The organism is Pedobacter steynii (genome assembly GCF_900103665.1).
GTDB lineage: Bacteria > Bacteroidota > Bacteroidia > Sphingobacteriales > Sphingobacteriaceae > Pedobacter > Pedobacter steynii.
On sequence record NZ_FNGY01000005.1, the window covers coordinates 103,557 to 125,332 of the forward strand.

Below are 21,776 nucleotides of genomic sequence, written 5' to 3' on the forward strand. Positions count from 1 at the left end.
TTAATGAATAATTGGTTAAAAGCGAATGGCATACACCTGGCCATCATTGGATTTTTTGTTATCATCTGTTTTGTCTATTTCAGTCCCGTATTGCAAGGAAAAGCTCCTGCGCAAAGTGACGTTATACAGGCAAAGGCCACTGCCAAAGAAATCATGGATTATAAGGCTAAAGATGGCAAAGGGCCACTTTGGACGAACCAGATGTTTGGAGGTATGCCCGCTTATCAGATTTGGGTTCAACACCCGCTAAATGGAGCAACTTATGTGATCTCTTTCGTAAAAGCGATCTTTCCTGATCCTGTAGATGCAGTTTTATTGTACCTGGTAGGTGCTTATCTGCTCTTCTGCGTACTCAGGGTGAACCCCTGGCTCGCTGCAGCAGGAGCAATAGCTTTCGCTTTTACTTCCTATAATTTTATCATTATCGCCGCAGGGCACAGCAATAAGGCATTGGCCATTGCTTTCTGTGCGCCAATCATCGCGGGGGTAATCCTCACCCTCAGGGGTAAATACTGGTTGGGAGGAAGCTTAACGGCTCTATTCCTGGCTTTAGAAATCAGAGCGAACCACATTCAGATGACCTATTATCTGATGATTGCACTGTTGATCTTTATCGGTATTGAGGTATACCATGCAGTAAAAGAGAAAAAAACAGCGGCTTTTGGAAAAGCAATTAGCTTCCTTGCAGTTGCAATGGTGCTGGCTTTTATGGTCAATGCCGGAAAATTATGGACGACTTATGAATATGGTAAGGAGTCTAACCGTGGTAAATCTAACTTAACTACAGATAAGGCTGAAGAGAAAAACGGTTTGTCGAAAGAGTATGCTTATGGCTGGAGCCAGGGTGTAGGAGAGAGTTTTACTTTCCTTATTCCAAACCTTTATGGTGGACCAACAAGTATCGACGAATTGGTGAAACCGGAAAGCCATACGTATAAAGCATTACAGGGTATTACAGGAGGAGATCCAACCCAGGCAATTCAGCAACTGGCCGGACAGGTTGGTTTGCAGCAATATTGGGGTGAGAAACCAGGTACTTCAGGACCTTATTACTTCGGTGCGATCATCTGTTTCTTGTTTGTATTCGGTTTGCTGATCGTTAGAAGCAGAATCAAATGGTGGATCTTAAGTACAACGATCTTGTTTATGCTGTTGTCTTTCGGAAAGAACTTCCCGATGATTTCAGATCTTTTCTTTGAATACTTCCCGATGTACAACAAGTTCAGGGCGGTAGAGTCGATCCTGGCATTGGTTGGATTAATGGTTCCTGTTCTGGCTGTCCTTGCGATAAAAGAAGCACAGGAAGGTACTTATGATCAAAAGACACTCGTTAAAAAATTAACTATTGCTGCGGGAATCACGGGTGGTTTCAGTTTACTGGTTGCGATTATGCCTACCGTATTCTTTAGCTTCACCGCAGAGAATCATCCGCAAATGATTCAGGCATTGACACAAATGCTGGAAAACAATAGCGGAATCGCACAAAATATTGCCAGTGCATTGGTTGCCGACCGTGCAGACATCGCACGTGCGGATGCTTTACGCTCTGTATTGTTTATCGTGATTGGTTATGGCCTGGTTTGGGCTTTCTTAAATAAAAAACTGAACGTGCAAACGGCAGTGATTTTACTTGGAATTGCCATCATGGTCGACATGTGGCAGGTGGATCGCCGTTATTTAAATAACAGCAATTTTGCCAGCAAAAGTGATGTAAACAACCATTTTCAGCCACGTGATGTGGACAACTTCATCGTTGCAGATAAAGATCCGGATTACAGGGTATTGGATTTAAGTATCTCTACTTTCCAGGATGCAAGTGCTTCACAGTTCCACAAAACAATAGGTGGTTACCATGCTGCTAAGCTGAAACGTTATCAGGAGCTGATTGATAACCAATTCTCAAAAAGCATCAATCAGGATGTTTTGGATATGTTGAATACCAAATACCTGATCACACAGGATCCTAAAAACGGATCTTATAAAATGCAACGCAACCCGACTGCAGCAGGACATGCCTGGATCGTTCAGAACGTACAGTTCGCAAAGGATGCAGATGAGGAAATGAAAGCCATCAGTAGCTTTGACCCTAAAAAGGAAGCGATCGTAGACATCAGGTATAAATCTTTAATTGATACCAAAACTGTTGGTGCAGATCCATCTGCATTCATTAAACTGGATAGTTACCACCCGGATCATTTGGTGTATTCTTACAGCGCACCTAGAGACATCATTGCAGTGTTCTCTGAGATCTATTACGACAAAGGCTGGAACATGTATGTAGATGGAGAACTGAAGCCTTATTTCAGAGCTGATTACGTGTTGCGTGCAGCGCAGCTGAAAGCAGGAAACCATAAAGTAGAGTTCAAATTTGAGCCGGTGTCGTATTACATGGGTGAGAAAATCTCTTTAGCAGGTTCCATTTTGTTGCTTGCTGGCTTAGGATTTGCATTTTATTCAGAAAACAAACAAAAGAAAAAAGCGGCTTAAACTTATTCTTTGAAAAATAGGAAGGTCCGATACTTTTAGGTGTCGGACCTTTTTTATTGCCCTGAATTCCTCCGAAGAAGTTTTGATCCATATTTTCGATTCGGTGCTCCCGCTTTAAATGCAGACTGAAGAACTGAATGAGGATTAAATTTGTAGCCTGTATATTAAAAATTTACAAAAAAACATTGTAGAATTGCGGAGCTTAAATAACAGAAAATGATCCTATCTCGGAAAAACCTGAACCTGCTATCAAATGTGACAACAAACATACCCGATCCGGCCAGCTTCGGGCTTCCGGAAAAAGTATTGCAATTTGGAACCGGTGTTTTACTTCGCGGTCTGCCCGATTATTTCATTGATAAAGCAAACCGTTCTGGTATTTTCAATGGGCGTGTGGCTGTTGTAAAGTCAACAGGTAATGAGACGACAGAATTTGATCAGCAGGATTCTTTGTACACCATTTGTGTCCGTGGTGTTGAAAATGGGGTCTTTGTGTCAGAAAATATCATTTCTGCTGCGATTAGCAGGGTAATCGCCGCCAATAATAACTGGGAAGCAATCTTGGCCATTGCCGGATCAGAAGCGCTCCGGATTATCGTGTCCAATACAACAGAAGCTGGGATACAATTGGTAGAAGAGTCGATCCATCAAAGTCCACCTGTTTCTTTTCCTGCCAAAGTTTTAGCGGTGCTATACCAAAGATACCAGGCATTTAAAGGGGCTGAAGAATCAGGTTTGGTGATCATCGCAACAGAACTGATCCCGGATAACGGAAAGAAATTAAAGGAAATCGTATGGAAGCTGGCCTTATTTAATGAGCTGGAAGATCAGTTTGTTTCCTGGTTGCTGCAGCACAATCGTTTCTGTAATTCTTTGGTCGACAGGATTGTGCCAGGAAAGCCGGACGCGAAAGCCCTTTCGGCGCTTGAAGAAGAACTGGGGTATCAGGACGATTTACTAGTGATGACGGAGCCCTATCGCTTGTGGGCGATTGAAGGTGATGATAAAGTTGCAGAAGTTTTATCCTTTTCTATGGCCGATCAGGGAATGATTGTGGTGGAAGACATTGAGATTTATAGAGAATTAAAAGTAAGGCTCTTAAATGGGACACATACTTTAAGTTCCGGAATCGCTTTTCTATCTGGTATTGACACCGTTAAAAATGCCATGGAAAACGAGCAGATAAAGAATTACATCGCTATGCTAATGGAGAAAGAAATTGGCCCTGCAATACCTTATGCAGTAAGTCCGGAGCAAATAACTGCTTTTGCCAATACGGTAAAGGACCGTTTTGCAAATCCTTCAATCGCACATTTATGGCTGAATATCACCGCTCAGTATACCATGAAAATGAAAATCCGTATTTTGCCATTGCTCTTAAATCATTACAGGTTATTCCATCATGTTCCGGAGCATATCGCCTTCGGTTTTGCCGCCTACCTGGTATTTATGAAAACGGATCATCAGAAAGATGGGAAGTATTATGGTGCTTATCAAAAGATCAACTATCTGATCAATGATGATAGTGCCGGTTATTTCGCCGGTAAGGTGACGCTGGGTGATGAACATTATGTATTGAGTATACTTGCTGATGTCGATTTTTGGAATGCAGACCTTAGTTTACTTCAGGGCTTTGCTCAGGCCGTCAAGACCAGATTCGAAGAGATCCTGCAACTGGGGATGCTTGGCGCGTTGAGAAGCTAGCATTTCTCCTGTTTTACTATAAAGATTCACTTACTTTTTTAGATAAATAGAAGTTTATGTTAAAATAGCTTAATAGTTGGATAATAAAAGAAGCACTTAAAAGGGCTGGAGGATTAATTTTAGATTAGGAAAGCATGATTGCTTTTGTACCGGGCTAAAATATCAACCAAACCAAATATATGAAAAGTGTAATTCAATGTTTTATGATCTCTATGGTCCTGCTTTCTGCTGCTGCTAAAGCTCAGGTAGCGGAAAAATACGAAGCGAGCTGGCCATCACTCGAAAAATATCAGGTACCGGATTGGTTTAGAGATGCCAAATTCGGAATCTTTATCCATTGGGGAGTGTATTCCGTTCCTGCATATATTGGAGAATGGTATCCAAAACAAATGTATACCCAGGGTACAAAAGAGTTTAAGCACCATGTCGAAAAATACGGCCCACAGGGAAAATTCGGCTATAAGGACTTTATCCCGATGTTTAAAGGAGAAAAGTTTGATCCTGATCAATGGGCAGAATTGTTTAAAAAAGCAGGGGCGAAATATGTAGTTCCCGTTGCCGAACATCATGATGGTTTCGCCATGTATAAAACTTCACTTTCTAAATGGAATGCTGCGGAGATGGGACCAAAAAGGGACATCATTGGAGAGTTGTCAAAATCAATCCGCAAACAGAATATGATATTTGGCTTGTCCTCTCACCGGATTGAACACTGGTGGTTCCTCAGCGGGGGGCGGAAATTTGATTCCGATGTTAACGATCCAAAGTTCGCTGATTTCTATGGGCCTGCCAGGGGAGAAGAGGAAACAATGTCGCCGGAATTTATGAACGACTGGCTTTTAAGGTCTACAGAATTGGTCGATAAGTACCATCCTCAATTGTTTTGGTTCGACTGGTGGATCGAACAACCTGCCCTAAATCCATATCGCAAAAGCTTTGCCGCTTATTATTACAATAAAGCACAGGAATGGAATGAAGGGGTAGTGATCAATTATAAATACGATAAAGCATTTCCGGAAAAAGCCGCCGTTTTAGATTTAGAAAGAGGAAAGTTAGACGAGATCAGGAAACTGCCATGGCAGACAGACGATGCTATCGGGAATACTTCCTGGGGTTTTACCAATGACAATACTTTCAAGTCCGCACAATACGTCATCACCAATCTAATTGATATCGTAAGTAAAAACGGAAACTTGTTGTTGAATATCGGCCCACGTCCTGATGGTACAATAACGGACGAAGAAACGAATGTGCTCTTGGGGACTGGTAAATGGCTGGCCATAAACGGAGAAGCAATTTATGGAACAAGACCATGGAAAATTGCCGGAGAAGGGCCAACACAATCTGCGAAAGGACCTTTTGCAGAGCAGAAAACTCCTTTTAATGCCAGAGATATCCGCTTTACAACTAAAGGTGATGTTTTGTATGCAATAGGATTGGGCATTCCATCAGGAAGCACGATGATCAAATCCTTGGGCCTAACGATTGAAAACAAGACAATCGGGAAAGTAGAGCTGCTGGGAAGCACAGTGCCGGTTTCCTGGAAGCAAACAAAGAATGGATTGGTGATTCAACCTGCAGGTAAATATCCGGCTGAATATGCGGTAGCTTATAAAATAACTTTCAGCGAAAAAAGTCGATAGGATGGTACCGCTTACAAAAAGTAATGAACCGCGCTTGCGAGCTCATGAATGCCATTGAAAGCAATAAATAACAATGAATAATAGGTGCGTGATAGCTTCATAACCATTAAAAAAACAAATATATTCTGATGAAAAATATAATAATTGCAGGGTTATTGAGTGTAATATTGGTGACTGATGTTTCTGCTCAGAAGCCGGGTTTGAAAGGGCTTAAATTGTGGTATAATGATGCTGCAAGAGGCTTTGAAGAAGCATTGCCATTGGGCAACGGACGACTCGGTGTAATGGTATATGGCGGAGTCCAAAAAGAACGACTTTCTCTGAATGAAGAGAGCCTTTGGAGCGGCGGACCGGTAGATGCCCATATGAACCCGAATGCAAAGAATTACCTGCAACCTGTTCGTGAAGCACTATTTGATGAGAATTATAAAAAAGCAGATTCCCTGATGCATTTTATGCAAGGGAAATATTCTGCATCTTATGCACCGCTCGGCAATCTGATGTTTGATTTTAAATATCCTTCAGGTCAGGTAACCGGCTATAAAAGGGAGCTTGATATTCAACGGGCGATGAGTAAAGTAAGCTATCAGATTGGCCAGACTACTTATACCAGGGAAACTTTTGTGTCCTATCCGGATCAGGTGGTGGTGATGAGGCTTAGCGCAAAGGGTAAGGATAAACTGAATTTTAGCTGTAAACTAACCAGTTTGTTGTTAAACCGCTCTGCAGTGGAACAGCAAAGTTTGACCATGAACGGGTATGCTCCGATTTATGCAGCACCCAATTATCTGGGGAATGTCCCTAATCCAATTGTACAGGATACCCTCAATGCAATGCGGTTCAATGCCCGTTTGAAAATATTAAAGTTAAATGGGAAGTCCGAATTTCGTGGAGCGCGTTTAATGATTTCCGATGCCTCAGAAGTGGTGATATTACTGTCTATGGCGACGAGCTATAACGGATTTGATAAAAATCCGGGTAAAGAAGGTAAGTCTGAACAGCAGATTGCGCTCGGTCATTTACAGAAAATTGGTGCAAAAGGATATGATGCGCTTCAGGCCCGGCATGTCTCAGATTTTAGAAAGTATTTTGATCGGGTCGATTTGAATTTAGGGCCTGCTGCTGTTAAAGATTTGAGTACCAAAGAAAGGTTAATTAATTTTTCAAAGGGAGCCGAAGATCAGGACCTGATTGCCTTGTATTATCAATATAGCCGCTATTTGTTGATCAGCAGTTCCAGGCCGGGAGGAATTCCCGCCAATCTTCAGGGAATATGGAATGAAGAAATAAGACCTCCATGGTCCAGTAATTTTACCACCAATATCAATGCAGAGATGAACTATTGGGGGGCGGAAGCAGGAAACTTATCAGAAATGCATACCCCGTTATTTGATTTCATCGGTCGCCTGGCAAAAACAGGAGCAATAACTGCTAAAGATTTTTACAATTGTGCTGGCTGGGTATGTAACCATAACACGGATATCTGGGCGCAGACCAACCCTGTTGGCGATTTTGGAAAAGGAGATGTGTCCTGGGCCAACTGGCCGATGGGAGGGGCCTGGTTGTCGACACATTTATGGGAACACTATGCCTTTACAGGGGATAAAAATTTCTTAAGGGCCAAGGCTTACCCTTTAATGAAAGGGGCAACAGCGTTTTGTCTGGATTTCCTGGTAAAAGACAAAAAGGGAAATCTGATTACCGCGCCCTCAACCTCCCCGGAAAATTACTTCAGGATACCAGGAACCGGATATGAGGGGGCAGCCGCTTATGGAGGAACTGCCGATCTGGCCATGATCAGGGAACTGTTTGTGACTTATCTGAAAGCGGCGGAGCTATTGAACCTGGACGCCGAAATGCAAAAAAAGGTAAAAGAAGCCTTAGACAAACTCTATCCTTACCAAATAGGAAAAGCAGGGAATTTACAGGAATGGTATTATGATTGGGAAGATACCGATCCCCGTCACCGTCACTTGTCGCATCTGTTTGCTGTTTATCCGGGCTATTCCATCACTTCTTCCGGCTCCCCTAAGCTGGCCGACGCAGTGCGCAGATCTTTGGACATCAGAACGAATGAAGGGACGGGATGGGCCATTACCTGGCGGATCAATTTATGGGCAAGGCTGCAAAACGGAGAACGCTCCTATGATGCCATAAAAAAACTATTAAGATATAAAGGAGAGGGGACTCCGTTAAGTATGGGAGGCGGGGGGACTTATGCGAACTTGTTTTGTGCGCATCCCCCCTTTCAGATTGACGGCAATTTTGGCGGAGGTGCGGGGATTTCAGAAATGATTTTACAAAGCCATCAGGGGTATATCGAATTGCTTCCAGCCATCCCGGAGCAATGGAAAGAGGGCGAAGTAAAAGGTTTATGCGCCAGAGGAGGATTTGTAGTAGGGATCAAATGGAAAAATGGGAAACTGGTTTCAGCTACACTATCGTCAAAATATGGGGGAACAGTTAAATTGAAATATGGCCTGAAATTGATTACCTTGAAAACGCTGGCCGGGAAACAATATACCTGGAACGGCATCAGCTGAATACACCATAAAACGTAAACATGAGAAAGAATATCCTATTGGCGAGCCTGGTTTTTCTGACTGCCGCATTGACCTTAGCAATGCCGGTTATTTGCCAGGCTGGCGCAAACGAGGAAAAGCCAACTCATCTTAACCTGATTCCTTTACCTGTCAAAGTGGAAAGCAAGACAGGTGTTTTCAAATTGAGGAGCAGTACCAGATTGATTTCAGACGAAGCCTACAGGGAGATCGCTGAATTATTTGCCGCAATGATAAAAAAGCCGACGGGTTATTCCCTCGTTCGGTCTGGTCATGGGAAGGATGGGATTCATTTTAACATTAACCGTACGTATAATAAACTGATCGGGGAAGAAGGATATGTTCTCGATGTTAAACCTTACGGGGTTAGTATTCAGGCAAATAAACCTGCCGGACTTTTTTATGGCATACAGACGTTAATGCAGTTGTTGCCGGGGGCGATTGAAAGTTCCGGAAAAACTGCCAATAAAAACTGGGATATACCTTGTGTGAAAATTACGGATTATCCAAGGTTCGGCTGGAGGGGGCTGATGCTGGATGTAAGCCGTCACTTCTTTCCAAAAGAACTGGTTAAAAAGTACATCAACCAGCTCGCAAAATATAAAATGAATGTTTTTCACTGGCATCTGACCGACGATCAGGGATGGCGTATAGAAATCAAGAGCCTGCCTAAACTGACGAGTATTGGTGCATGGAGAGCGCCCAGGATGGGTTTATGGTGGAGCAGAAAACCTCAGGGAGCTGATGAAGTTGCCAGTTATGGAGGGTATTATACTCAGGAAGAGGTCAAGGAAATTGTCGCTTATGCCAGTAAACGCTTTGTAACGATATTACCTGAAATTGATGTACCGGGGCACAGCCTTGCTGCCCTGACGGCTTATCCTGAATTGTCCTGTACAGGAGGCCCGTTTAGCGTCAATGTTGGCAACAACTTTCCCGATAAAAAAGAAAATGCCTTGTGCCCGGGAAATGAACAGAGCTTTGAATTTATGGATAAAGTAATCGGAGAGGTCGCGGCACTCTTTCCCGGCCGGTATATTCATATTGGAGGAGATGAATGTGATAAAGCGGTTTGGAAAGACTGTCCGAAGTGTAAAAAGAGAATGGAAGTCGAAAAGCTTAAAACAGTGGAAGAGCTGCAGAGTTATTTCATCAAGCGTATGGAAAAGATGGTTCAGGCCAAGGGTAAAAAATTAATGGGTTGGGATGAGATTCTGGAAGGTGGCCTGGCTCCTGAAGCAACTGTAATGTCCTGGAGGGGAATGAAAGGAGGGATTGATGCGGCTAAGATGAATCACCATGTGGTCATGACGCCCACCGACAATTGTTACCTGGACCTTTACCAGGGTGACCCCGCTGTTGAGCCGCCTACTTATTCGATGCTTACGCTGCGCAATTGCTATAATTTCGATCCTGTTCCAAAAGAAGTGCTGAACCCTGCATTGATTCTGGGCGGACAAGGCTGTCTTTGGACAGAGTCTGTTCCCAGTTACCGCCATGCAGAGTATATGACCTGGCCCAGGGCATTTGCCTTAGCAGAAGCATTGTGGTCGCCAAAAGAACAGAAAAACTGGGAAAATTTTATCCTGCGGATGGAAGGTAACATGGTACGTTATGACTTTTCAAATATCAACTATGCAAGGAGTATATACGATCCTGTGATCAGGCCTGTAAAAGACAGCGTCAATAAAACTTTTCAAATTGCATTGGATACAGAATTGAAAAACCTGGATGTGTATTATACTTTTGACGGTACCTATCCGGATAAATTTTCAGCTGCCTATAAAGCACCATTAAGTATTCCTACCGGTGCAGATTTATTCCGGGTTTTAACGTACCGAAATGGAAAAATGGTAGGCAGAATGATCTCGGTGAACATTAAGGAGCTGGAAAAACGCCTGGAAAAATAGGTGTTCCTTTTTTGTGATAAAGGAGGTGTTATGCAAGCGTATGCGCCTGTTGGTAAAGTTTAGGTGTTTTTCCTGTGATCAGTTTAAAGCTTTTGTGAAAGGAAGCAAAGTTATTAAAGCCGGATTCAAAACATACTTGTTTGATGTACATCTTGTTCTCGAGGATTAGCTTACAGGAATAGCCTATTCTTATTTCAAGAAGAAACCTGGAGAACGTTTTTCCGGTTCGCGTTTTAAAATACCTGCAAAAGGAGTTTGGAACTAAATCTGCAATAGAAGCGATTTCATTAAGGTGGATTCTCCGTTGGAAGTTATTTAACACGAAATTATAGATGTCGTTTATTCTCTCGTCTTCCGAATCTCCGTAATCGTATTTAAAGCCTAAAGACGAAAGTAAAACTACTTGCGGCAGATTGGAAATCGCTAATAAACATTCCAGTAGCTTGATGATTTTGATCAATCCGCTGCTTTGGTAAATTTTCTCAATAGCGCGTACTATTTCAGGACTATTTTCTCCCCGGATGAGAATGCCCCTTTTGGCCTTTTCAAGTATGGTTTTAATCTGCTTGGTTTCCGGAAGATGGAGGAAACGCTCTCCGATAAAGTTATCATAAAAATGAATTACGGTGGAGTAGGGTTCTTCTGCAGCCGGATTCTTGATGCAAGGCATGTCGTACTTCCAGTAATGTGGCAAATCTTTTCCTACGAGTACGATATCGCCAGGCATAAATTTGTTAATGTGGTCTCCTACAAACTGGGTTCCGCTTCCTTTGTGGAAACAGATCAATTCAATTTCATTGTGGTAATGCCAGCGGTTGTTGATGTTTGGCAGCATGTCCTTCCTTACACTGAACGACTGGTCTGCACTGTTTGGAATCTTTAGGTGTTGGGGTTTCATCCGCGTGGTTATTGTATCATTAATTCTTTATGGGGGTATCATCTCCATTTATAGGTTAAAATAGCTTAATTATTTGATAAGTATGGGATTTTTTCTGAAAAAAAAAGAGCTTCCTTTATGATGTGAATTGTCAAAATAATGGAGGTGACCCATCATGGAAAAAGAATACCCAAAGAATATGGTCCAATTTCCCCAGGTAATTTTTGGTACGAGCAGTTTGGGTAATTTGTATCAGTCAATTGATTACGATACCAAAAGAGATATCATCAAAGAATGCATCGCGCATTCGCCTGGAAATGCGCTGTTTGATACTGCCGGTAAATATGGCGCCGGCCTTGCTTTGGAAATCCTGGGCAAGGCTTTATCCGAGCTGCAGGTAGATCCTGATGAAGTGGTCATTTGTAATAAATTGGGCTGGTATCAGACGGAGTTACTTGGTCCGGAACCAACTTTCGAGAAGGGCATCTGGAAACAGCTTAAAAACGATGCGATTCAAACCATTAGTTACGATGGTATTTTAAAGTGTTTTGATCAGGGCAATGCACTGTTGGGGAAATATAAGGCGAAAATGGTCTCTGTTCATGATCCTGACGAGTATTTGGAAATGGCAGGAGCTGGTCTGGAATACGAGAAAAGGTATGGGGATATTCTTGAGGCCTATCGTGCATTGAGGGATTTAAAGAGCCAGGGACTGGTTTCTTCCATCGGCATTGGTGCCAAAAACTGGAGGGTGATTGAACGCATCACTCAGGATGTATCGCTGGATTGGGTGATGATCGCCAACAGTTTAACGCTAAAGTTACATCCGGCAGACTTAATACAGTTCGTGTCTGAATTGAAGATGAAGGGCGTTTTGGTCATTAATTCCGCCGTATTTAATGGTGGTTTTTTAACGGGAAGCGATTTCTATAATTATCGGAAAGTGGAAAGAGACAATGAGGCAGATCAGGCGCTTTATGAATGGAGAGCGAAATTTTTTAAACTCTGCGATAGATTTGGTGTTAAGCCTGCAGAAGCATGTGTTTATTTTAGTTTCAATGTCCGGGGAATAGACAGTCTGGCTTTGAATACCACGAGACCGGAAAAGATAAAAGAAAATATAACGATGGTAAATCATAAAATTCCAGCGGAATTCTGGAACGCGATGAAAGAAGAAGAATTGATCACGATATCTCCTGCTACATGAAAGCACTGATTTGTAATACACCCGGAGAATTTGAATATAAGGAACTGGATATGCCGGTTTTGAAAGATGGCCATACCTTGCTAAAGGTTAAAATGGTAGGGATTTGTGGTACAGATTACCATGCGTATCAGGGGACACAGCCCTTTTTTAATTATCCAAGAATATTAGGGCATGAAATTGCCGCCGAAGTGATCAGGACGAGCTCGGGAAGTAAGTTGACCATTGGAGAGAAAGTAACCATAAGCCCATATTTTTACTGTAAGGACTGTGTAGCCTGCCGCAACGGAAAAACAAATTGCTGTGCGCAAATGCAGGTGTATGGTGTCCATATTGACGGTGCAATGCGCGAATATATCGTCATGCCTGATGAGGCGATCATACCAGGGCAGGGCTTGACTGAGGAGGAACTGGTATTGGTTGAACCCCTGGCGATCGGTGCGCATGGCATCAGCAGGGCAAATGTTAAACCGGGTGAGTTTGTACTGGTCATTGGTGCTGGTCCAATCGGATTAGGGACGATGGATTTTGCAAGAATCGCGGGCGCTGAGGTGATCGCATTAGATACCAACGCGAAAAGACTGGATTTTTGTAAGGAGAAATTAGGAGTAAAGTACATCATCAATGCAATCACTGATGATGTAATGGCTGTGTTAGAACAGGTCACAGGCGGGGATATGCCTACTGTTGTGGTGGATTGTACCGGAAACCTGAGCGCTATAAATAATGCATTTCAATATATGGCCCATGGGGCACGTTTCGTATTGATTGGTTTGCAAAAAGGGGAAATCAGCTTCAGTCATCCGGAATTTCATAAAAGAGAGGGAACCTTGCTGAGCAGTCGTAATGCAGTCCCGGCAGATTTCAGACAGGTGATCTCGTGTGTAAAAGATGGAGCAGTAAAGCCTTTGGATTATATTACCCACAGGCTGATGTTTCAGTATGTGAAGGATAGTTTTGCTGATCTCATGACTTCGGAAGAAGGCTTGATAAAAGCGGTGGTTATTTTTGAATAGTGAGTAGAAAAAAGGCGCCAGATAATTTTTTATGACGGTCATAATGCCAATAAAAAACGGCAATTTTCAAATGGAAAATTGCCGTTTTTATGCTTTTTAACGACTGTTCAAGATTCAATTCTGTTTATGAATTGTGATCAATAATTAAAATTTATAGGTTAGGCTACCTACCACACTTCTTAACCGTTGAGGGTTAACGGTGGTATAACCCACCCAGTATTTTTTATCTGTAATGTTGTCTACCTTAAGACCAATTCTGAATTTTGGATGGTCATAAAAGGTGCTGGCATTAAGAACGGTAAAAGCAGGCAAGATAAAAGCACCGGCAGATTTGCTGTTCAGGACTTTGTTGTCGCTGGCATAATTCCCTCCAAAGCCAAAACCAAGGCCTTTGAGGAAGTTGTCAGGTAAATGGTAGTTTATCCATAGGTTCGCGGCATATGGCGAAGCTGCAGTTCCCGGACGCAGTCCTTCTACATCCGGATCCCCAGCCTTTGTGAGTTTGGAGTCGTTGTAGCTGAATCCGGCAATGATGTTTAAACCTTTTGCAGGGCTGGCGACCAATTCCAGTTCAAACCCTTTGTTTTCCTGGGTGCCATCCTGGATCTTTAAATTTGCGTTGTCTGTTCCTCCTCTATAAGGTCTCACGATGTCTTTTACTTTGATGTCGTAATAGCTTAAAGTTCCGCTAAGTTTTCCGTTAAAGAGGTCCATCTTTATCCCGCCTTCTATTTGGTTTGCCTCTTCGGGCTTGAGTGCTTTCGATTCGAAGTTGGTTCCGGGAACGTTGTTGAAACCATTCTGATAGTTTGCAAAAAGTGAAAGCTGATCTTTCAATAGTTGGTAAACAAGTCCGAATTTTGGAGAGAATTGCGTTTGTTTATAAGGATCACTTGCTTTTTCGCCCTTGTCGTTGAAACTTCCTTTATGCTCAAAACGATCTACCCGGATGGCCGCTAAAGCCATAAATTGGTCGGTGATGTTAAACACATCAGAAACGTAGGCGCTATAAGTGTTGGTTTTGTAGATGTCGGGATAAGGGGTAAAGCCCAGGGCATAAGTCGCTTCCATATTGTTCCTGTTGAAGCTGTCGTATACCGGGCCTGAAGTAATTCCTGTTGAAATTTCATCATATTTTTTACTAAGAAAATGTTGATCTGAGTTGATTCTCAGGAAATCGAGTCCGACTACAAACCTGTTTCTATGTCCTCCGATATTAAAATCGGCATTGAAGTTTTGCTGGATCTCCAATACATTCATTTTACTGTTTCTTGTAGACTGGTCCTCTCGCGAAAGGATGTTCCCGGGCATCAGATAAAAATAAGGAGAGAAGCCGTTTGAATAGCTATTGGTATTGGTAATGTTTGTTTGTGAAGTCCAGGAGTCCGAAAATTTGTATTCCATGGAACCAAAAAGATTGGTGCTTCTGGATTGTTGGGTCAGGTCATCTGAGAAATAAGATTTTTTATAATCTACATTCAGCTTATCGGCACGGTCTACACCGAGTGCAGCTACAGATTGCTGCCAGGGGAAGAAAAAGATCTGTTTGCCTGTGTTTTTACCGCTATAGATTTCTGCATCGAAGAGAAAAGACAACCGGTCGCTGGCTTTATAAGAAAGGCTTGGTGCCAGCACAAAACTTTTATCAAAGCCCCGGTCCTGGAAGGAGCCTTCATAGTTGTATGCTGCATTTACCCGGAATAATGTAGTTTTGGCAGTGTCGAGTGGGGTGTTGAAATCTACACTTAGCCGGTTAAAATCATAGCTGCCGGCTGCATAAGTTATTTCTCCGCCGATTTGATCGTAGGGTTTTTTAGTGACCCTGTTGATCAGGCCACCATACGAGGTTAGCGTGCTTCCAAAAAGGGTTGCTGAAGGACCTTTGATGACCTCTATGCGTTCAAGGTTTGCAGCGTCAATCCTGCTGGTTACATTGCCCGCAATGCCGTTTCTAAGTTTGCTTTGTGTGATGAAGCCCCTCAGGTTATAATAAGAACCGCCATCTCCGCCACGCCCGGTGGCTTCCCACATTTTTTGCAGGCCCGGAGCATTTCTGGTGGCATCATCTATGGAGAAAGAAAGCTGATCGGCCATTAATTCTTTAGAGATGGAGCTGTAAACCTGTGGGTTCTCCAAATTCCGGAGTGGCATCTTTGATACATATGTACTCTTTTTTGTCGCGTACTTGTTGGTTTTGTTGCTGTTAATATTGATCTCTTTTAGCTGACCGGAATTCTCGGTGATGATAAAATCCACGGTCAGGTCTTCTCCGGGAAGAACTTTAATGGTTTTTTCTATCGGATTTGAGCCGACTGCAGTGGCGCGGAGTACATAACTGCCGGGCTTAACACGGGGAATGCTATAGTTTCCGCTCTGGTCGCTAAGGTTGCCTTGTCCTTTGTTTTTTAGGCCTACGCTGATGTAGGCTGCGGCTTGTCCATCTGAGGTGGTGATTTTCCCCTTTACGGTGGAGAATTGCTGTGCACTTAAGGTCATGCTGAAAAACAGCAGATTTAAGGAAAGTAGAAGTTTATACATGTTCAATTAATTTAGATTAGTTCTAAACAAGCGCAAAGTAGCAGATGATTTTTTGGTAATCCAAATTATTTTGAATAATTCTAAATAATAAAGGTGTTGCAAAGCGTGGACTTTTTTTGCAGTCGTTCCTGAATAATGGATATTATTTGCGAAAAAGGTTTGTTTGTCTGATATTGTAGTTTAATGGATAAACTTAAAGATAAAAACAACAGATGGATTGGAAATACTTTCTAGGTGGGTTGGGCTTGTTCCTGGTCGCTTATTTTTTGTACAGAGCAATTGAAGGACTGACTCTTTCTAACAGAACAGCTGTGAAACATTTTGTGGCAAGGAAGTATGTTGCGATCTGGGCTTTTATCATTTTATGTGTTGTAATGGGGATATCGGCTATCGCCAGGTCGTTCGGGATGCTCATCGAATTGTGAATGCTGAACCATAGACTATTTACTTTTATAAATGCGATGTTGTTTTTTGCATGAAAAGAAATAGTAGTAATGTTATTTTTTTACGTTTTATGGTGGTATGTGGTTGATAATTAAATATATAGGAGTGATTTGTTTCGGCTTATTATAATTACTGCTATTAGAAATGATTTTTTAGAAGAATCTATTGTATTTTTAGAAAATTAAATATATCCTGATAGTTGTATGAAAATTAACCTAAAAAAGAACATTTTAGCCATTTCTGTAGCCCTCTTCAGCTTCAGTGCAATGGGACAAACCAATAGTTTTCCAGTAAGCGGCAATGTAGGAATAGGAGTTACTGCTCCGGCGGATCTGCTGGAAATAAATTCAGGAACAGTAAGAAAAGGGATTACGATTAAAGGTGATGGCACATCAGGTGTGTTTAACGATCTCGTATTTACGATGAATACCAAGCCAGCTCCTGCTTTGCATAAGGTAAACACCTGGATCATGAGCCATCGGAAAGATGGATATTTTACCAATAGTCCGATCGGAGAATCTTCTCTGGAATTTTATGCGTTGCGAACCAATAGTTATTATGCTCCCTTAAGTTTTAAATCCAATGGAGATGTTATCCTGGTTTCCAATAGGAATGCGGTTTCGGGTAATGTGGCTATAGGCACAACTGATACCAAAGGTTATAAACTGGCAGTAAATGGGAATATTAGTGCAAAAGAAATTAAAGTTGAAGCTACGGTATGGCCTGATTATGTATTTGATGCTGGTCATCAGGTTCTATCACTTCGGGAGCTGGAAGATTATATTAAGCTCCATAAACACTTGCCTGAAATCCCCTCTGCTGCCGAAGTAAAAAAAGACGGAATTGCCTTAGGAGAAATGAATAAAATGCTCTTAAAGAAAATAGAGGAATTGACATTGTATCTCATTGAAAAGGACAAGGAAATATCGCAACTTAGAAACCAACAATTAAAAATTGAAGATCAGGAGAGCCGTATAAAAAGACTTGAACGATTACTTGAGAAATCAGCTGAACAATAGTTGAGCTGATCCCAGATCAATATTACCAATACCATATTCGAATACAGACAAAAAAATGAAGATCAAATTAATGCTCCCGGGGCTGCTACTTTTACTCGCGATTGGACCTATTTATGCACAACAGCCAGATATCGAAGTTAGCAGTTATACTAAACAGAAAACAATTAGTGCGTCAAGAAGTGTAACCCTTAAACCCGGTTTTCATGTTCCTGCGGGAGATACACTCCGGGTCTTCATCGATGGAGGGCTTCAGCATTGTGTCGATCAAATCTTTCAGCCAAGTGCTTACCAAAATTATATCCTGACCCGAACTTTCAAAGTTCCAAATGTGACTGCGGAAAATATTGGAGTTATACGCAAAACCTGCGAAGAAAATCAGGTGATCCAGTATTTCGATGGTCTCGGTAGACCTGTTCAAATGATCAATGTTCATGGAAGTCCAACCTTTCGCGACCTGATTACGCCGGTTGCCTATGATGCTTTTGGACGGGAGGAGAAAAAATATTTGCCTTACTCAGGAACATTGGCGACAAGTAACGGAAGCTATAAACCTGACGCGTTGACGGAGCAAAATTCCTTTTATACCACTCCGGGAACAACGACTGGCTGGGCTGCCCCAGGGGTAACGGCTATCCCTAATACGGCCTTTTCTAAAACGATCTTTGAAGCTTCGCCTTTAAACAGGGTGTTGGAACAGGGAGCTCCGGGAGCTGCATGGCAACCTGCAGCGACGAGAACCACGACTGGGAGAACAGTTGCAGTCAGTTATGGGAGTAATAACGATCTGATCGATTATGCCACAACGGGCCTTGCGGTTAGGTTATATAGCGCCTCACCTGTTTTGGCTGAAGCCTATAAGAGGACCTTATCTGGTACTGGTTATTATGGGGCTAATCAGCTTTATGTGACCATTAGTAAAGATGAAAACTGGACTACCGCTGACGGAAAGGCAGGAACGGTAGAGGAATATAAGGATAAAGAGGGAAGAGTGGTGTTGAAAAGGTTGTTTAATAAGTCAGGAACAACGATACAAGTGTTGTCTACTTATTATGTTTATGACGACTTTGGAAATCTAAGCTTTGTATTGCCTCCTGGAGCTAATCCGGATGCGATCATCGTGCCTACCCAGGATGTGCTCGATAATTTTTGTTATCAATATCGTTATGATGGCAGAAAGAGACTAATAGAAAAGAGGTTGCCTGGAAAAGGCTGGGAATTTCTATTGTACAATAAACTGGATCAAGTGGTGGCTACCCAGGATGCATCACAGAGAGCGAAGGCACCCCAGGAATATATGTTTACTAAATATGATGCTTTGGGACGGGTAGTGTTAACAGGGATCTGCAGTCCCCCTGGAAGTGTAGCTAATATTTCTCAGCGTGAAGTTTTTCAGTCTGTCTTAGATAGAGATACTGTGCTTTGGGAGGAGCGTGTTGAGTCGGGTAATGGTTATAATGGACTGAGTAGCCCTCACAACAGTTTTATTACGACCATATTAGCAATTAATTATTATGATGACTATTCCGTTCCAGGATTACCGACTATTCCACCATATAATCTTTCAGGTAGTTATAGTAAGATGTTGAAGGGGCTTCCAACTGTAAGTCGTATCAATGTTCTGGGTACTAATCATATGTTATGGAATGTCCAATATTATGATGATGAAGGCCGGGTAGTGAAGACACTTCAGCAGCACTATAAGGGAGGAGAAGTTAGCCCTGATAATTATGATGAAGTAACCAATACTTACAATTTCCCCGGAGAGCTGGTTAATAGTACCAGAAAGCATTTTGTTTTAGGAGCAGAGAAACTATATGTTTATAATGAACTTGCCTATGACCATCAGGGGCGAAAAACAGATACTAAACAAAAGACCGGAGATAATTCAGCAACGACTAATCCAATGATTGTCCTGTCCAGAACTAACTATAATGAAGTTGGTCAGGTAACTAGTAAAGAACTGCATAGCACCAATGATGGAGCTAGTTTTGCCCAGAAGGTGGACTATGTTTATAATCCCAGAGGCTGGATAGAAAGGACCTCTGCACCTCTATTTGCAACTGAATTGAAATATGAAAAGGATTCCGCAGGACTAATTCCACAATATAACGGAAACATCAGCATGCAGAAATGGGGTATAAATACCGGACTATCCAAGGCTTATACTTACACTTACGACAAGTTGAATCGTCTGAATAGTGGGGTTAGTACCGGCAATAACAACGAACAGATCGGATATGATGTGATGGGGAATATTACCAGCCTGCAACGTCATTCCGCAAATACTCTAATTGATCAGTTGACATACAGTTACGCTGGGAATAAATTAAATACGGTTACCGATGAGAATACTAGCAATACGGATGTTAGTTTCCAGCTACCTGGTGCTACTTCCTATACTTATGATTTAAATGGGAACATGATTTCCCGAAGTAATGCGAGCTATGCAGGAAATAATTTGGCAGGAATTACCTATAATATATTGAATCTCCCTGCAACGGTTAATGCCAATGGAGCCTTGATTGCTTATGGTTATGACGCAAATGGCGGCAAACTAAGGAAACAGGTTACAGGTGCTGTAAATTCATTTAATGAGTATATTAGTGGTATCCAATACGAAGATGGGGTAATGAAATTTGTGAGTACAGAAGCTGGAAGGGTTGTTCGCAATAGTGCCACAAATTACAGTTATGAGTATGCGCTGAGTGATCACCTTGGAAATGGACGGTTGTACTTTGATATGAATGCTGGGGTTGCAAGAAAAATTCAGGAGACAGATTATTATCCTTTTGGACTTGGCATACAAGGAACACTTTCAGGGATCGAGAACAAGTATCAGTATAATGGGAAAGAGAAGCAGGATCAGGAAAAGATGTATGATTATGGGGCAAGGTTCTATGATCCGGTAATAGGCCGCTGGAACGTCGTAGACCCGTTGGCTGAACTTGATAGAAAGACTAGTTCTTATGTCTATGTCTTTAATAATCCACTTAGATTCATTGATCCTTCGGGTATGAAGGGAGAGTCAACGCATACTGATAAGTTCGGTAATGTCCTAGCGGTGTATAATGATGGAGATTTAGGCGTTTATAAACATGACGACGCAAAAACGAAAAAGGATATAGAAGAAAAGCCAAAAGCAAGTACTTCCCGTGGTGGGAAGAAAATGGGGGAAACATTAATGTGGAATTCCTTTACAGAGTTTGATGGAAGTGAAGATCCAGCTGGAAAGATTGACTTTGGCTCATTTCAGGCAAGGGGCTGGTTAGATCGCTTTAATAATAGTATTGAGGGTGCAACTGATAATCTTGGAAATTATCTGGGCAGGATGCACTATGCAATCAATGGTGGTGGAAATGACCCATATGACTATAAAACTCAAAATGGAGGGGGAATGTATGCCGGATCTCAGATTTCAGAAGGGGTATATGTATCAGCCCGAGATGTAGGCAATTTTGCTGCTGGAAGGGCCGCAGCGATTACTGGTCAATCTAAGTTAGATTTTATGCTTACGGCCGGTGGATTCAATTTATCAGGCAACAGCAAATTTGGGATCGTCTTCAGGACTACATATTGGCAGAATGAAGCTCGAAAAATCGGGGCACCTGCATTTGGAGAACACCCAGGCTCAAATTTCTTTCAGCGATTAGGTTATGAAAATGTAACCACAAGTCAGGGTATGATGAAAAATAGTAAAAGAATATGGGATCTAAGATAAATAAACTGTTTCTACTATTATACTTGTGGTTGTTTGCTGTAGGGTGTGGACGCCTAGACTTTAATGAAGTTGAAGGGCCCAATGTATTCTATCAGGTTTGCCCTAGTGAACATGATATCATACGTATTAGACGTACGAGCGGAGAAGGGGCCCCTTCAGTTCAGCTTTTTGATAAAAAAGGGAATCAATTGCAAGAATTCACTATTGCACCTATGGGTGTTTTCCTAGTGAGTTCAATGACAAAGGACTCAATACAAATCACCTATTTTGTTGGTCAAAGTGACCTTGAAATGTTTTTGCCGTGGTTCAAAACCAATAGATCAAATCCTGAACGCATTGGCCAATATTCAATTCGTTATAGTTATGAAGTTCAAAACGCCCATTTAGTAAATGATGATTCTAAAATAGATTCTCTGGATGTTAATAGAAAAACACGTGTTGTATCTTTATTCTTTAAAGGAAGTCTAGTCGATACATGGCCTGCGCATTTGTTAATTTTAAGGTCTTCTCAATTGAGGGCTTACGACCCTAATAGTAGGGCGTATACCCCTTATACTTTTACCAATGGAGACCTTGCAAAAGATTATCTTGACAAAATTTTAGCTATTTATCATAAGTAATGATCAAATCAACTTCCCTGTTTAATTCTTAACCA

At 42.0% G+C, this 21,776-nt stretch carries 13 protein-coding genes; 11 read left to right on the forward strand and 2 right to left on the reverse strand.

Translation table 11 applies throughout. The annotated features are described in order from the left end of the window. Window positions 1–3: 3 nt before the first annotated feature. The 5 genes from BLQ87_RS14890 (at window position 4) to BLQ87_RS14910 (ending at window position 10,305) form a co-directional block, all read left to right on the forward strand. Complete coding sequence (locus tag BLQ87_RS14890) at window positions 4–2,487, forward strand: hypothetical protein (RefSeq protein WP_074608159.1); 2,484 nt, start codon at window positions 4–6, stop codon at window positions 2,485–2,487. 216 nt (window positions 2,488–2,703) lie between these two features. Beyond that, on the forward strand, window positions 2,704–4,191 hold the full coding sequence (locus tag BLQ87_RS14895; RefSeq protein ID WP_074608162.1) for a tagaturonate reductase: 1,488 nt from the start codon (window positions 2,704–2,706) through the stop codon (window positions 4,189–4,191). Between the two features lie 179 nt (window positions 4,192–4,370). Further along, on the forward strand, window positions 4,371–5,834 hold the full coding sequence (locus tag BLQ87_RS14900; protein WP_216857808.1) for an alpha-L-fucosidase: 1,464 nt from the start codon (window positions 4,371–4,373) through the stop codon (window positions 5,832–5,834). Between the two features lie 128 nt (window positions 5,835–5,962). After that, on the forward strand, window positions 5,963–8,377 hold the full coding sequence (locus BLQ87_RS14905) for a glycoside hydrolase family 95 protein (RefSeq protein WP_074608164.1): 2,415 nt from the start codon (window positions 5,963–5,965) through the stop codon (window positions 8,375–8,377). 20 nt (window positions 8,378–8,397) lie between these two features. Beyond that, window positions 8,398–10,305, forward strand: a complete 1,908-nt coding sequence (locus BLQ87_RS14910; protein WP_083361889.1) for a beta-N-acetylhexosaminidase — start codon at window positions 8,398–8,400, stop codon at window positions 10,303–10,305. A 28-nt stretch (window positions 10,306–10,333) separates the two neighbouring features. Here BLQ87_RS14910 and BLQ87_RS14915 read toward each other — a convergent pair whose 3' ends face one another. Next, on the reverse strand, window positions 10,334–11,203 hold the full coding sequence (locus BLQ87_RS14915; RefSeq protein WP_074608167.1) for an AraC family transcriptional regulator: 870 nt from the start codon (window positions 11,201–11,203) through the stop codon (window positions 10,334–10,336). Between the two features lie 154 nt (window positions 11,204–11,357). Here BLQ87_RS14915 and BLQ87_RS14920 point away from each other — a divergent pair, with 154 nt between their 5' ends. Next, entirely contained in the window at window positions 11,358–12,389 is a 1,032-nt protein-coding gene (locus tag BLQ87_RS14920; protein WP_245723860.1) for an aldo/keto reductase, read from the forward strand. After that, window positions 12,386–13,402 carry a zinc-binding alcohol dehydrogenase family protein gene (locus BLQ87_RS14925; RefSeq protein ID WP_074608169.1) on the forward strand — a complete coding sequence of 339 codons (1,017 nt, stop codon included), beginning with the start codon at window positions 12,386–12,388 and terminating at the stop codon, window positions 13,400–13,402. The genes BLQ87_RS14920 and BLQ87_RS14925 overlap by 4 nt, the downstream gene beginning before the upstream one ends. Window positions 13,403–13,546: 144 nt before the next feature. Here the strand turns inward: BLQ87_RS14925 and BLQ87_RS14930 are convergent, their stop codons facing one another. Beyond that, window positions 13,547–15,940, reverse strand: coding sequence for a TonB-dependent receptor (locus tag BLQ87_RS14930; RefSeq protein ID WP_074608171.1), 2,394 nt, complete (start codon window positions 15,938–15,940; stop codon window positions 13,547–13,549). Window positions 15,941–16,152: 212 nt separating this feature from the next. Here BLQ87_RS14930 and BLQ87_RS14935 point away from each other — a divergent pair, with 212 nt between their 5' ends. The 4 genes from BLQ87_RS14935 (at window position 16,153) to BLQ87_RS14950 (ending at window position 21,741) form a co-directional block, all read left to right on the forward strand. Then, complete coding sequence (locus BLQ87_RS14935; protein ID WP_074608174.1) at window positions 16,153–16,365, forward strand: hypothetical protein; 213 nt, start codon at window positions 16,153–16,155, stop codon at window positions 16,363–16,365. Between the two features lie 222 nt (window positions 16,366–16,587). Then, entirely contained in the window at window positions 16,588–17,403 is an 816-nt protein-coding gene (locus BLQ87_RS14940) for a hypothetical protein (protein WP_074608176.1), read from the forward strand. A 55-nt stretch (window positions 17,404–17,458) separates the two neighbouring features. Then, window positions 17,459–21,121: a DUF6443 domain-containing protein gene (locus tag BLQ87_RS14945; RefSeq protein ID WP_074608178.1), complete on the forward strand. Its 3,663-nt coding sequence runs from the start codon at window positions 17,459–17,461 to the stop codon at window positions 21,119–21,121. Next, window positions 21,106–21,741, forward strand: a complete 636-nt coding sequence (locus tag BLQ87_RS14950) for a hypothetical protein (protein ID WP_074608180.1) — start codon at window positions 21,106–21,108, stop codon at window positions 21,739–21,741. The genes BLQ87_RS14945 and BLQ87_RS14950 overlap by 16 nt, the downstream gene beginning before the upstream one ends. The last annotated feature ends 35 nt before the right edge of the window (window positions 21,742–21,776 follow it).